Source organism: Sphaerisporangium sp. NPDC088356 (genome assembly GCF_040685555.1).
Classification (GTDB): domain Bacteria; phylum Actinomycetota; class Actinomycetes; order Streptosporangiales; family Streptosporangiaceae; genus Sphaerisporangium.
In genome coordinates this window covers 1-13,076 of sequence record NZ_JBFBIK010000017.1, presented here as the reverse complement: position 1 = coordinate 13,076, position 13,076 = coordinate 1, and the positions used below count along the sequence as shown (strand labels likewise).

Genomic DNA, 13,076 nt, shown 5'->3' with positions numbered 1-13,076 from the left:
ACCAGGTCAGTAGAGAGACTCAGTGCTCGGGGTGCAGCGAGCCGCCGATGTACATCGCGGCCAGCATCGTGAAGAGGAACGCCTGCAGGAACTCGATGAAGATCTCGAACCCGGTCATGACGATGGTCATCACCACACCGAGGACGCCCACCGCGGCGCCGGTGACGGTCAACCTCTCGAAGAGGAACCAGAAGCCGACCGCGCTGAAGAACGCCAGCAGCATGTGACCGGCGAACATGTTGGCGAAGAGTCGGACCGCGTGCGTGAACGGCGCGATGATCAGGTTCGAGAGGAACTCGATCGGAGCCAGCAGCACGTAGATCGGCTTGGGCAGCCCCGGCGGGAACATCATGTTCTTGAAGTAGCCGACGAGCCCCTGGTGCTTGATCCCCAGGTAGAGCTTGATCACGTAGATCGTGATCGCGAAGACGAATGGGAAAGCGATGTGCGACGCGATCGGAATCTGGACGAACGGCACGACACCGAAGATGTTGTAGAGGAGGATCAGGAAGAACAGAGAGAGCAGCAGCGGCATCCAGCGCTCGGCGTCCTTGCCCAGGAACGGGCGGGCCACCTGGTCGCGGACGAAGAGGTAACCGAGCTCACCCATGTTCTGCATGCCGCGAGGCACGAGCTTCGGCCTGGAGAAGGCGGCCCACCCGAGCGCGCAGACAATGAGCGCGCCTGCAACGGCGAGCAAGGTGGGCTTCGACGCCCATTCCGGGGCGCCTGGCCAGAGCGGGGGGAAGTTGAAGATCGAAGGCCCCGGGGCTTCGAACTCTCCGTCGGCGAGGACCGTCAGCGCGCTCACGCGGCGTTCCCTCCAAGATGGTGGATCAACAGAAGACTGCGGGATGTGGTCGGCGCGCTCAGCGGCCGTACTTCACATAGACCAGGTAGACAGCGAGCACGACCCCGAGGATGACGCCTATCGGGAAAAACGCGCCCACGCCGGTCCAACGGTCCAGCAACCAGCCGACACCGCCCCAGACCAGCATCCCGGCGATCAGTGTGCTCGGGACGGACCAGGCGGCATTGGCGAAGTCGCGGCCGTCTTCCTCGGGCTTGCGCTGCTCGCTCATCGCGGGCACGACGATAGCAGGCGGGCGGGGGACTAGTCATATCGGACCCCACACCGGCCCCGGGGAATCTTACGCTCATCACCGGCCACCCTGTCCGGGGACCTTGGCATCCGGGTCGACGTAAAGCATTTTGAGTTTGAGGAAGGCGCGCACCTCGCCGATCGTCCACACGATCGTGCAGATGACGACGCTCCAACCGAAGGCCCGCGGCGCGAAGGCCGTGGCGTCCGAGAAGGAGCTCAGCAGCACCATCAGCAGGACGACCTTCACCAGATAGCCCAGCACGGCGGCCAGCATCATCAGCTGCGGCGAGACGCGGCCCGCCCAGGTGACGGCGACCAGGCCGGCGGTGAAGAACGCGGCGACCACGACGACCCCGATCGCCGCTCCCAGCGCACCCTTGGTTCCGGCCATCAGCGCGGCCACGACCACGACAACCAGCCCGACCGCGATGGTGGGTATAGCCGCGCCTTTGAGCGCGCGAACGTCGTTGGCCTGCATCGGTGCTCCAAGAAACAGTTGTCAAGCGAGCGATTGCTACCTTGCGAGGCGAGTCCTGCCCGCCCCTGCTAGTGAAAGGTATCACAAGCTCAGGAATGGCCGCCTTTACCTGGGCTTTCGTGCTGGTAGACCGATGAATCGACGACCAGCCGCCGGCGCCCGGCGGAACCGGGCGGGCCGGCCGGTGTCAAGGAACCGCAGGGTTCAGCCCGTCGCCGCCGAGGCGCGCGAACTGGTGGCCGCGCCCGGCACGGGCGGGTCCTCCGCGGCCGGGCCGGAGTCGGGCGCGGGCCCCCGTCCGGAGGCGTGGGCGCCCCCGCCACGGCCTCCCCGCCCCGAACGCCAGACCGGCAGGCCCATCATGACCAGCACGACCAGCGCGAGCAGCACGACGACGGGGAAGACGATCAGTGGCACGCCGCCGACCGACAGGCCAACGACGGTCGCGGCGAACAGGAACGTCCACGCGTACATGATGAGGACGGTGCGCCGGTGGGAGTGGCCCACCTGCAGCAGCCGGTGGTGCAGGTGACCACGGTCGGGCGCGAAGGGCGACTTCCCGTACGAGGTGCGCCGCACCACCGCCATGATGAGGTCGGCCAGCGGGAGCACCATGACCGCGAGGGGAAGCAGGATGGGCAGGACGACGGGGAACCGGTTGATGTCGCTGGCCCCCGCGGCGCCGTTGTAGTCGACCGTGCCGGTCACCGTGACCACCGAGGTGGCGAGCACCAGGCCGATCAGCATCGCGCCCGTGTCGCCCATGAAGATCTTGGCGGGGTGGAAGTTGTGCGGCAGGAAGCCCAGGCACATCCCGATCAGGACCGCGGTGATGGCCGCCGTGATGCTGAGGCGGCCCTGGTCCATGCTGTCGGTGAGCGCGATCGTCCACGCGAACGTCGCCAGCGCGGCGATGCAGACGATGCCGGCCGCCAGGCCGTCCAGGCCGTCCACGAAGTTCACCGCGTTGATGGCCACGACGACGATCAGGATGGTGATGATCGTCTGCAGCGTGCTGTCGAGGCTGATCGTGTTGCCGTTGGGCAGGGGGACCCACAGAAGGGTCAGCTTGAACGCGACGAGCAGCCCCGCCGCGGCGATCTGACCCCCGAGCTTGATGAAGGCGTCCATCCCCCACCAGTCGTCCAGGAAGCCGATCAGCACGATCACGCCGCCCGCGAGGGCCAGCGCGATGACGGTCTTGCCGTCGCCCATCCGGGAATCGGCCAGTTTGGGGCCGATGTGGTCGAGTTTGCTGGCGACGAACAGCCCTGCCATCATGCCGGCGTACATCGCCAGGCCGCCGAGGCGCGGGGTGCGGACCGTGTGCACGTCTCTCTCGCGGATCTCCGGCGCGGCGCCGATGCGCAGCGCGAAAACCCTGACCAGCGGGACCAGCAGATAGGTGACCGCCGCTGCGACCAGCGCTATGAGAGTGTATTCGCGCACGAACCTAGTTTCCCGGATTGTCCGGTCAGATGTGACCGGAAAACTGCACAGAACAGCACATTAACCGCGTGGATACGCTGGATGACCCCGGGTGAGCTGCGTCACCCGCTCGGCCACCGACGCTACCGCACCCTGATCACGCACGGCCTGAGCGACCATCGAGGCGATCTCCTTCATCTCCGTCACCCCCATGCCCTGCGTCGTGACGCACGGGGTGCCGATGCGAATGCCGGAGGTCACCGTGGGCGGCTCGGGGTCGTACGGGATCGCGTTGCGGTTGAGAGTGATCTTCGCACGGGCGCAGCTCTGCTCGGCCGTCGCTCCCGTCACCCCGAGGCCACGCAAATCGATCAGCGCGAGATGGGTATCGGTGCCGCCGGAGACCGGGCGCATGCCCTCGCCCGCCAGCGCGTCGGTCAGCGCACGGGCGTTGGCCACCACCTGCTCGGCGTACGCGCGGAACTCAGGCCGCCCCGCCTCGCCGAAGGCCACCGCCTTGGCCGCGATCGCGTGCATCAGCGGGCCGCCCTGGACGAACGGGAACACCGCACGGTCGATCTTGGAGGCGAGCTCCGCCGTGCACAGGATGCCCCCGCCCCTCGGCCCGCGCAGGGCCTTGTGCGTCGTGAACGTCACCACGTCGGCGTGCGGCACGGGCGAGGGAACGGCGCCCCCCGCCACCAGGCCGATCGTGTGCGCGGCGTCCACGAGCAGCCAGGCCCCCACCTCGTCGGCGATGCCCCGGAACACCGTGAAGTCGATGAGCCTGGGATACGCCGTGGCGCCGCAGATGATCAGCTTGGGCTGGTGCCGCACCGCCAGCTCGCGGACCTCGTCGTAGTCGATGGTCTCAGTGTCGCGCCGCACGCCGTACGCCACGACGTTGAACCAGCGCCCGGAGAAGTTCACCTTGGAACCGTGGGTCAGGTGGCCGCCGTGGGACAGCTCCATCGCGAGCATGGTGTCGCCCGGCTGGAGCAGCGCCGCGTAGGCGGCCAGGTTGGCCGACGAGCCCGAATGCGGCTGGACATTGGCGTGATCGGCTCCGAACAGCGCCTTCGCCCGGTCGATGGCGAGCCGCTCGGCACGGTCGACCACCTCGCAGCCGCCGTAGTAGCGCCGGCCGGGGTAACCCTCGGCGTACTTGTTGGTGAGCGTCGATCCCAGCGCCGCGATCACGGCGGGCGAGGCGAAGTTCTCGCTGGCGATCAACTGGAGGCCGCCGCGCTGCCGCCCGAGCTCGTCGAGCAGAACCTGGGCGATCTCCGGATCCTCCCGCTGAAGCTCGGAGAAATCAGGCCCGTAGAAGTCATCAGCGTGCTCGTGGCCGCGCTCTTTCGCGTGCATGGCTCGCTCACCACTCCTTCCCCCGCGCGAAACGCGTGCGGTAAGGACCACCGATCTCCCCACTGTATGCCTCGTGATGCCAGGTCACCGCACTTCCGCGGCGACGATCAGCTGTAGGCGTGGGGAGCGCTGGACGCCGTCGGCACCCAGCGGGGGGTGTCCGCCGCCTGGTCGCTGATGGCGGTCAGCACGGCCTGGCGGTACATGCCGAGACGGTTGCGCCACTCGGTCATGTCCTGGACGTACCGCTCGGCGACCGGCGCGTCCCAGACATCCCGGCTGCGGGCCATCTGGTACGCCTTGTCCAGCGAGGTGGTGAGCCCTTCGAGCAACGGCTGCGTCTGCTGCCAGAGGTCGACGAGCTTTTGGTACTCGGGGTTGAAGCGCCAGTTGCTCGCCTGGCCGTCCGGGCTGAACGGGTCGGCCGAAGACGACGCGGGGGGCGTCTCCCCAGGCTGGAGCGGCTGCGGCGCCGGCGGGTCGGTATACATCTCAGGCGGCCCTCCTCTACGAACCGGACGGCGATGTCACGCCGCCCTCGTCCTCAGGCGACGAACTCGAACCCCACCCATCCGGCGGCGCCTCAGAGCCCTCCCGCCACCCGGCCGACGAGGCCGAACCGGGGAACGCGGATGAGCCGCCGAGCTGCCCAGCACCCGCTTCGGCACCGCCTGGACCACTCCGGTAACCGTCACCATCGCGGAACCCGCCGTTCTCGGAACCACCGCTCTGGACGCCGTCACCGTACTGGGAACCACCGCCGCCCTGGGGGCCGTCACCGTACTGGGAACCACCGCCGTTCCGGAGGCCGTCGCCATTCTGGGGGCCGTCGCCGTTCTGGGGGCCGTCGCCGTTCTGGGGGCCGTCGCCGCTGTAATGGCCATATCGGGCCGCGTCGTCGGCCGGGGCATAAACACCTGACTGAACATGCTGACCGGGCTGGACAACGCCCTGAGGAGCCGCGAGAGCCTGCCCTGTCGCCTGCCCGCCCGAATCCGGGGCCAGGGGTGCCGACGGCTTGGCCGAGCCGGACGGATCGCCGGGCTCGATATAGCCGACAGGCCCGTCCGCGTGAGGATGGCCTGGCGCGGCCCCGTCGGGAGGGACGACCACCGGCTGTTCCGTCGGGGGGATTTTGTCCATGTTCTGCATCAGCCAGCGGAGATGCTCCGCGCTGGGCGGCTTCATCGTGACCTCGACGACCCTTACGCCATCGACGTCGATCACCCGGGTCCGCTCCTGCGTGGTGTCGATGTCGTGGGGATTGTCCACAGTCGGCGTATCAAGCTGCCCATCGGCCCCGCCCTGCCCCCCATCCCCAGCCGGAGGCACGGACTGCGGCTGCCCACCCTCCGGAGCCGAGTCCCCAGTAGGCGCCGGGTCAGCCTTCGGAGCCGCATCACCCTGCGGAGCGGAGTCCCCCGTAGGCGCAGAATCCGCATTGGGAACGGAATCCCCCTTAGGAACGGAGTCCCCCGTGGGCGCCGGTTCAGCCCTCGGAGCCGCATCACCCTGCGGAGCGGAGTCCCCCGTAGGCGCAGAATCCCCATTTGGAGCAGGGTCACCCTGAGGGGCCGAGTCCCCCGTGGGCGCCGGGTCGGACTTGTCGGCCTTCGGGCTGGGATCCGAGTTATCGGACTTGGGAGTGTCGTGCTTGTCAGGCTTGTCGGCCTGAGGGGCGTCGTGCTTGTCGGAAGGCTTGGGAGCGGGATCCGGCTTGTCGGCCTTCGGCGAAGGATCGGACCGATCGGCCTCGGGAGACTCGTGCCTCTCGGGCTTTTCCGCCTGCGGAGACTCGACCTTGTGGGTCTTGTCCTGCGAGTCGCTCTTGGGGACCTCGTGCGTGTGGCCCTTGGGGTCGTGCTTGTCAGCCTTGGGGGCGGGATCCTTGTCGTGCTTTTCGGCCTTAGGGGCGTCGTGCGTGTCGCCCTTGGGGGCGGGATTTTCGTGCTTCTCGGCCTTAGGGGCGTCGTTCTTGTCGGGCTTGTCGGCCTTGGGGGCGTCGTTCTTGTCGGACTTTGGAGTGTGGTCCTTGTCGGCCTTGGGAGCATGATCCTTGTCCGTCTTCGGGGGATCTTGCTTCTGCGACTTGTCGTGGGAGTCGCTGGTGGGCGTGCCGTCCTTGTCGGACTTCTCGGACTTGTCGCCCTGAGACTTCGAGTCGTGCTTGTCGGGAACGGTCTGCTTCATTCCCTTGGGGCCGGTCGCCGGGTCGTTCTGCTTTTCCTTCTTCTCCAGGAGGACGAGCCTGGCGCCGACATCCTTGACCAGCGTGTCTCCCGCGTCCGCCACCTGGGCGGGCCGATGGGTGGCCGGGACCGCCAGGCCGGCTCCGCTCGTCAGCTGGGTGATGCGGGACTCCACGGTGCGCATTTGCGCACCGGCCCGCCCGACCTCGGCCAACAGCTCACGGACCAGCTTCGGGTCCATTCCGTCCAGCTTGCCCATGGGCGTCTCCCGGTGCTCGTGGTCGCGCTCCCCCTGGTTCCGCTCACTGGAGAGGGCTCGCGCCCGCTCGCAGCCATGCTCCCTCGCTACAGCCCGTCGCTCAAGAGCACAGACGCACCTCACGGTACTGAGACCCACCGACCATACGCCCCGGCGATAGCCATACGGCATGATTCGCGGAGGACGCGAGCGGCGCCGGAGCCGGTGCCCGGACGCCGCCACTCGCGTTCCCGCGCAGCGTCAGCCGTCTTTCCTCGTCGTGTCAGCCGTCTTTCCCGTCGCGTCAGGCGTCTTTCCTCGTAGCGTCGGCCGCACCGGACTTGCCGGATCTCACCGAGTCGGCCAGACCGGCCCCGGTGTTCTCGTCCACGGGATCGATCGAGGTCGGCTTGTCGGTCTTGTCGAACTTGTCGGAGTTCTCGTACGTCTCCGCCTTCCCCGACGTCTCGGCCTTCTCCGAGGGCTCGGGCTTCTCCGAAGTCTCAACCGTCACGGAAGGCCGGACCTCGTCGGCCGGCCCGGCCTTGTCGGCGTGGTCGGCGTGGTCGGCCTTCTCGACCTGATCAGACTTGTCGGACTGATCTGGCTTGTCAGCCTGGTCGGCATTATCGGTTAGGTCGACCTTGTCGCCAGAGTCCGACTTGGCGAGGTCGGGCTCCGGTTCCGGTTCGGCGTCCGTCGCCACGTACCCGATCACGCCTCGCAGCTTCTCGACCGAGATGGCGCCCTTACGCAGCACCCGGGGCACGGGGGTCGTCAGGTCGATGATCGTGGAGGGCGTGCTGTCGGCGCACGCGCCGCCGTCGAGGTAGACCGCCACCGACTCCCCGAGCTGCTCCTCGGCGTCCGCCGCGGTCGTCGCGGGCGGCGCGCCGGACCGGTTGGCGCTGCTCACCGCCATGGGCCCGGTCTCCTTGAGAAGCTCCAGCGCGATCGCGTGCAACGGCATGCGGATCGCCACGGTGCCCTTAGTGTCGCCGAGGTCCCAGTTGAGCGAGCGGCTCGCCCGGCAGACCAGCGTCAGCGGGCCGGGCCAGAACGCGTCGATCAGATCCTGCCCGTAGCTGCCGAGGTCCTCCACCAGGGCGCCCGCCGCGCGGACGGTGCCGACCAGCACGGGGACGGGCATGTCTCTGCCACGCCCCTTGGCCTCCAGAAGGTCCGCGACCGCCGACGGGGTGAAGGCGTCGGCCCCGATGCCGTAGACCGTGTCGGTCGGTATGACCACGAGCTCGCCGGCCCTGATGGCCGACGCGGCGTCGGCCAGCCCTGCGGCACGCTCCTCGATGTTCGAAGAGTCATAGCGTCGACTCACGACTTTTCATCCTCCCACGTGGGTGAGCCCGGCGCCGGGAGACCGGTGCGGGCTCCTATTCCTGGCCGAACCGTGCCGTGACGAAACGATCGCGGTTGGCGAGATCGGCGTTGTTACGAGCGTCCCGCCAGCCGCGCTCCTCGGAGAACACGAGATAGACGGCCGAGCCCTGCTGGTCCGCGTGCTCGACGGCCACGAGGCCTCCGGGACGCAGTAACCGCCGCGCCGTACGCTCGACGGCGCGCACCTCGTCGAGGCCGTCCTCCCCCGAGCCGTACAGGGCGCGGGACGGATCGTAGTCGCGCACCTCGGGATCGCGTGGCACGGCCCCAGGAGGGATGTACGGCGGGTTGGAGACGACCAGGTCAACCTGGCCGTCGAGCTCGGGAAGGCAGTCGGCGAGATCCTCGGGATGGAGGGACACGCGGCCCTGACCATGCTCCACGATGTTCTGCTTGGCCCAGCCGTACGCCACCGGATCGACCTCGACCGCGTGCACCTGGGCGAGCGCGACCTCCTGGGCGATCGACAGGGCGATGGCGCCCGAGCCGGTGCCGAGATCGACCACGACCGGGGACGCGACGTCCATCTCGCGCAGCCGGTCGATCGCCCAGCCCGCGACCACCTCGGTCTCAGGCCGCGGCACGAACACACCGGGACCGACCTCCAGCGACAGATACCGGAAGTAGGCGTGCCCGGTGATGTGCTGCAGCGGCTCGCGCGACTCGCGCCGCGCGATGCCCTCCCAGAACAGCGCGTCGAACTCGGAATCGGGCACCGTGTGGAGCTGGCCACGCCGCACACCATGGACGAACGCCGCGATCTCCTCAGCGTCGGTTCGCGGTGAGGGCACACCCGCCTCGGCGAGCCGGGCGGTCGCCAGCGCTATCTCGTCCATCAGCAGGGTCATGGGAGTTTTCGTCGATTGTGTCGTTACGAGTGGGAGGCGAGCTTGTCCGCCATCTCGGCGTCCGCCAGGGCCTGTATGACCGCGGAGAGGTCGCCGTCGAGGACGTGGTCGAGGTTGTAGGCCTTGAACCCTACGCGGTGGTCGGAGATGCGGTTCTCCGGGTAGTTGTAGGTGCGGACGCGCTCGGAACGATCGACCGTGCGCACCTGCGACTTGCGCTCGGCCGAGGCCGCGGCGTCGGCCTCCTCCTGGGCTATGGCGAGGAGCCGCGCACGCAGGATCCGCAGGGCGGACTCCTTGTTCTGCAGCTGGCTCTTCTCGTTCTGGCAGGAGACGACCACTCCGGTCGGCACGTGGGTGATCCGCACGGCGGAGTCGGTGGTGTTGACGCTCTGCCCGCCCGGACCGGAGCTGCGGAACACGTCGACGCGGAGGTCGTTGGGGTCGATCTGCACCTCGACGTCCTCCGCCTCGGGGTACACGAGGACGCCGGCCGCGGAGGTGTGGATGCGGCCCTGCGACTCGGTGACCGGAACGCGCTGGACCCGGTGGACCCCGCCCTCGAACTTCAGGCGCGACCAGACGCCGTCGGCGCCCTTGCCCTTCACCGCGACGGTGACGTCCTTGTAGCCGCCGAGATCGGAGTGCTGGGCGTCGATGATCTCGGCCTTCCAGCCGACGCGCTCGGCGTACCGGAGGTACATGCGGAGCAGGTCTCCGGCGAACAGGGCCGACTCCTCGCCGCCCTCGCCGGCCTTGATCTCCATGATGATGTCTTTGTCGTCGTTGGGGTCGCGCGGGACGAGCAGGTGTGTGAGCCGCTCCTCCAGCGGGGAGATGCGGCCCTCGAGCTCGACGGCCTCCTCGGCGAAGGCCGGGTCCTCGCCGGCGAGCTCCTTGGCGGCCTGCAGGTCGTCCCGGACGCCTTCGAGCTCACGGTAGGTGGAGACGATGGGGGTCAGCTGCGCGTAGCGCTTACCGAGGGTCCGCGCCTGGTTCTGGTCGGCGTGCACGGCGGGGTCGGCGAGCTTCTGCTCAAGCTCCGCGTACTCGTTGAGCAACTCGTCGAGGTTCACCGTGTGTCCTTCTTCCATCACAAACAGGCAAGAACCGGGGCCATCACCAAGAACGCCGACCCGGGCCCGCCCCCCAGAATGGGGGACGACTCCGAGCCGGCGCTTCTTGCCGAGCTACTTGCTCGCGGGCTTCTTGCCGAAACGCTTCTCGAAGCGGGCGACCCGGCCACCGGTGTCCAGGATCTTCTGCTTGCCCGTGTAGAACGGGTGGCAGGCGGAGCACACGTCGGCGTGGATGACGCCGTTCTTGGCGGTGCTACGGGTGGTGAAGCTGCTGCCGCAGCTGCACGTCACCTGAGTGGTGGCGTACTCCGGGTGAATGTCGGGCTTCATGTCAATCCTCTCTGGCGCGGTCGCCGGGTCGCCTTCGTCTCTCGCGGTCAGGTGACGCGCGGGCGGGCGGGAACCGGAACCGCCGTGGTTCGGCTACCAGTGTGCCAGATCCTGTAACCACACCAGGCCATCGATCATTCCCGGGCGGGAGGGACCAGGTCCCGGGCGGGACTGGAGGCTGACACGACACCGCCGAAGTGGTCTCCGGCGGCCTGCGGAGCCTAAGCGAAGGAACACCAATATTTACGGAAAATTCAGCAGGTGACCGCAGTCGTTGCGCCATCCGCGAGTCACGCCTCCGCCACGAGACCCGCAGGACGACCCCGCCGATACGGTCACGGCGCGCTCTCCGCGCCCGGCGGACGAGCCGTGCGCGTTACCTAGACGTGGCCCAGATAGGCCAGGACGGCGAGCACCCGGCGATGGTCGTCAGGTGTGGGATCGAGGCCGAGCTTGCCGAAGATGCCGGAGATGTGCTTCTCGACCGCGCCCTCGGTGACGCGCAGGCGCCCGGCGATCGCGTTGTTGGACCGGCCCTCCGCCATCAGCCCCAGCACCTCCGCCTCCCTCCCGGTGAGCGAGTCCATCGGGCGGTCGTGCCGGCGGCGGCTCAGCAACTGCACGACGACCTCGGGGTCGATGACCGTGCCCCCCGAGGCGACCCGGCGCACCGCGTCGAGGAACTCGGCCACGTCGGCGACCCGTTCCTTGAGCAGGTAGCCCACCGCCGCCGCGCCACGCCCGATGAGCTCGGTGGCGTACCGCTCCTCGACGTACTGCGACAGCACCAGCACGGGGAGCCCGGGCACCAGCGCACGGGCCGCGAGCGCCGCCCGTAGACCCTCGTCGGTGTGGCTCGGCGGCATGCGCACGTCGACGACCGCGAGATCGGGCTCGTACGTGCGCACGGCCTCGACCAGGCCCGGACCGTCGCCCGTCGCCGCCACCGTGTCGATGCCTCCGTCGGCGAGCAGCCTGATCAGCCCTTCTCGCAGCAGGACGGAGTCCTCCGCGATCACCACCCGCATGGCGGCCGCCACCTCATGACCATCACCACTCGTACGGTAGCCGGGCGCGGATGAGCGTGGGGCCGCCCGGCGGGCTCTCGACGGTCAACGCGCCGTCGATCGTCGCCGCGCGGTCGGCGAGCCCGGCGAGCCCGCCCCCGGGGCGTGCCTCCGCGCCGCCGACGCCGTTGTCCCGTACCTCCACCACGACCCGATCGTTCTCGCGGCTCACCTTGACCGACGCCTCGGTGGCCGCCGAGTGCCTGGCGATGTTCGTCAGCGACTCGGCGACGATGAAGTACGCGATGCTCTCCACCGCCGCGGGCGGCCGGTCGGCGCTCTCGACCGAGACGTCCACGCGGACCGGCGCCCGGGCGGCGAGCGCCGACAGCGCCGCGTCGAGGCCCCTGTCGGTGAGGATGGCCGGGTAAATGCCGCGCGCGAGATCGCGTAACTCGGTGATCGCGGCCTTGGTGCCCGCGTGGGCCTGGGCGAGCAGTTCCCTGGCCTCCTCGGGATGGGAGTCGAGCTTGGCCTGGGCCCTCCCGAGGTCCAGGGCCACCGAGAGCAGCCGCTGCTGGGCGCCGTCGTGCAGGTCACGCTCGATCCTGCGCCGCTCGGCCTCGGCGGCGTCCACGCCTCTGGCCCGGCTCGCCCGCAGGTGCATGACCCGGGCCTCGTCACCTGGACCGAGGAGCGCGGTCGCCAGCGTGCCGTGGAGCCACGCCATGGCCCGGACGATGTAGAGCGTGGCCACCAGCAGAAGCAGCCCCACGAAGGCCCACGGCAGCGACTCGGGCACGCTGGCGATCACCAGCTGGTCGGTGATCGCGGTCGTCTGGCCCATGGTCACGAGGACCGGCTGGATGAGGAACCCGATCGAGCACACCCACAACGTCAGCGATACGAAGAACTCGACCATGCCGAGCGGGAACAGCAGCAGCAGGTAACCGAGGTCCTTCCAGGTGGCGGGATCGCCGAACAGCCACCCCAGATGGACGCCGAGCCCCCGGCCCGGCCTCGGCCGGTACGGATCGGGGATGGTGACGCCCAGGGCGAGCCTGAGGAGACGGCGCTCCAGCATGGCCCCAACCCGCCAGAGCAGCATCGTCAGCACGAACAGCGGCACGCCCACCCAGACGAGGATCATCGCCAGCGCGGCGGGCACGGCCACCGCGAGGATCACGAACCAGGTGACGCCGAGGGCCGCGCTGACCATGAGGTACGGCGCGGCCCGCCAGGTCATGGGGTCGACGAGCAGGCCAAGAGGCCCGCGCGGCCCCAACGGCACGCGTTCGCGCAACGGCGGGCGCCCTGTCACCGCCGCTTCGGCAGTCATCCTGTGGCTCCTCCTGTCGGGCGTCCGGCCGGGCATCCGGACGGGCATCCTTGCGCGCAGGGGCCGGCCGCCGTGACTCGACCGGACGACACGAGCCTGCCAAGTCCTCGGGGGCGCCGCCATGGGGCAGGCGCGAGTCCTCGGGTGGGGACAACCCCACCGGACGGAGAGGAGCGCCGCCAAGCCCATCATGCCTCCGGCGGGCCGAAGAAGGGGTCCGGACGTGAAGAAGGGGCGGCGGGCCGTGTGGCCCGCCGCCCCTTCATCAG

General features: G+C 69.1%; 12 protein-coding genes and 1 pseudogene. All 13 read right to left on the bottom strand.

Annotated elements, in window-relative coordinates; genetic code table 11:
* Window positions 1-19: 19 nt before the first annotated feature.
* Complete coding sequence (atpB, locus tag AB0O34_RS09285) at window positions 20-811, bottom strand: F0F1 ATP synthase subunit A (RefSeq protein WP_363914386.1); 792 nt, start codon at window positions 809-811, stop codon at window positions 20-22.
* Window positions 812-869: 58 nt separating this feature from the next.
* The gene (locus tag AB0O34_RS09280) at window positions 870-1,082 is read right to left on the bottom strand and encodes an AtpZ/AtpI family protein (RefSeq protein ID WP_358551084.1); all 213 of its coding nucleotides are present in this window, start codon (window positions 1,080-1,082) and stop codon (window positions 870-872) included.
* A gap of 78 nt (window positions 1,083-1,160) precedes the next feature.
* Window positions 1,161-1,583 (bottom strand): hypothetical protein, encoded by a 423-nt coding sequence (locus AB0O34_RS09275; RefSeq protein ID WP_363914384.1) that lies wholly within the window; start codon window positions 1,581-1,583, stop codon window positions 1,161-1,163.
* 204 nt (window positions 1,584-1,787) lie between these two features.
* Window positions 1,788-3,032 (bottom strand): MraY family glycosyltransferase, encoded by a 1,245-nt coding sequence (locus AB0O34_RS09270; RefSeq protein WP_363914382.1) that lies wholly within the window; start codon window positions 3,030-3,032, stop codon window positions 1,788-1,790.
* A 60-nt stretch (window positions 3,033-3,092) separates the two neighbouring features.
* Window positions 3,093-4,379, bottom strand: coding sequence for a serine hydroxymethyltransferase (glyA, locus tag AB0O34_RS09265; protein ID WP_363914379.1), 1,287 nt, complete (start codon window positions 4,377-4,379; stop codon window positions 3,093-3,095).
* 107 nt (window positions 4,380-4,486) lie between these two features.
* The gene (locus tag AB0O34_RS09260) at window positions 4,487-4,870 is read right to left on the bottom strand and encodes a hypothetical protein (RefSeq protein WP_363914377.1); all 384 of its coding nucleotides are present in this window, start codon (window positions 4,868-4,870) and stop codon (window positions 4,487-4,489) included.
* A gap of 16 nt (window positions 4,871-4,886) precedes the next feature.
* On the bottom strand, window positions 4,887-6,827 hold the full coding sequence (locus AB0O34_RS09255) for a hypothetical protein (protein ID WP_363914375.1): 1,941 nt from the start codon (window positions 6,825-6,827) through the stop codon (window positions 4,887-4,889).
* A gap of 664 nt (window positions 6,828-7,491) precedes the next feature.
* A pseudogene (locus tag AB0O34_RS09250) lies at window positions 7,492-8,142 on the bottom strand (L-threonylcarbamoyladenylate synthase); the annotation flags it as partial.
* A 55-nt stretch (window positions 8,143-8,197) separates the two neighbouring features.
* Window positions 8,198-9,052: a peptide chain release factor N(5)-glutamine methyltransferase gene (prmC, locus tag AB0O34_RS09245; protein ID WP_363914373.1), complete on the bottom strand. Its 855-nt coding sequence runs from the start codon at window positions 9,050-9,052 to the stop codon at window positions 8,198-8,200.
* A gap of 23 nt (window positions 9,053-9,075) precedes the next feature.
* A complete protein-coding gene (prfA, locus tag AB0O34_RS09240) occupies window positions 9,076-10,146 on the bottom strand; it encodes a peptide chain release factor 1 (protein WP_363914371.1) in 1,071 nt (356 codons plus the stop codon).
* A gap of 96 nt (window positions 10,147-10,242) precedes the next feature.
* Window positions 10,243-10,461, bottom strand: a complete 219-nt coding sequence (gene rpmE / locus AB0O34_RS09235; RefSeq protein WP_363914369.1) for a 50S ribosomal protein L31 — start codon at window positions 10,459-10,461, stop codon at window positions 10,243-10,245.
* Between the two features lie 380 nt (window positions 10,462-10,841).
* Complete coding sequence (locus AB0O34_RS09230; RefSeq protein WP_363914367.1) at window positions 10,842-11,489, bottom strand: response regulator transcription factor; 648 nt, start codon at window positions 11,487-11,489, stop codon at window positions 10,842-10,844.
* Between the two features lie 22 nt (window positions 11,490-11,511).
* Window positions 11,512-12,807, bottom strand: coding sequence for a sensor domain-containing protein (locus AB0O34_RS09225; RefSeq protein WP_363914365.1), 1,296 nt, complete (start codon window positions 12,805-12,807; stop codon window positions 11,512-11,514).
* Window positions 12,808-13,076 lie beyond the last annotated feature (269 nt).

Coding starts and splice junctions, on each gene's coding strand:
- AB0O34_RS09275 (WP_363914384.1), bottom strand. CDS start 1,583: ATGCAGGCCAACGACGTTCGCGCGCTCAAAGGCGCGGCTATACCCACC.
- glyA (WP_363914379.1), bottom strand. CDS start 4,379: ATGCACGCGAAAGAGCGCGGCCACGAGCACGCTGATGACTTCTACGGG.
- AB0O34_RS09230 (WP_363914367.1), bottom strand. CDS start 11,489: ATGCGGGTGGTGATCGCGGAGGACTCCGTCCTGCTGCGAGAAGGGCTG.
- rpmE (WP_363914369.1), bottom strand. CDS start 10,461: ATGAAGCCCGACATTCACCCGGAGTACGCCACCACTCAGGTGACGTGC.
- AB0O34_RS09225 (WP_363914365.1), bottom strand. CDS start 12,807: ATGACTGCCGAAGCGGCGGTGACAGGGCGCCCGCCGTTGCGCGAACGC.
- prfA (WP_363914371.1), bottom strand. CDS start 10,146: ATGGAAGAAGGACACACGGTGAACCTCGACGAGTTGCTCAACGAGTAC.
- prmC (WP_363914373.1), bottom strand. CDS start 9,052: ATGACCCTGCTGATGGACGAGATAGCGCTGGCGACCGCCCGGCTCGCC.
- AB0O34_RS09255 (WP_363914375.1), bottom strand. CDS start 6,827: ATGGGCAAGCTGGACGGAATGGACCCGAAGCTGGTCCGTGAGCTGTTG.
- AB0O34_RS09280 (WP_358551084.1), bottom strand. CDS start 1,082: ATGAGCGAGCAGCGCAAGCCCGAGGAAGACGGCCGCGACTTCGCCAAT.
- AB0O34_RS09260 (WP_363914377.1), bottom strand. CDS start 4,870: ATGTATACCGACCCGCCGGCGCCGCAGCCGCTCCAGCCTGGGGAGACG.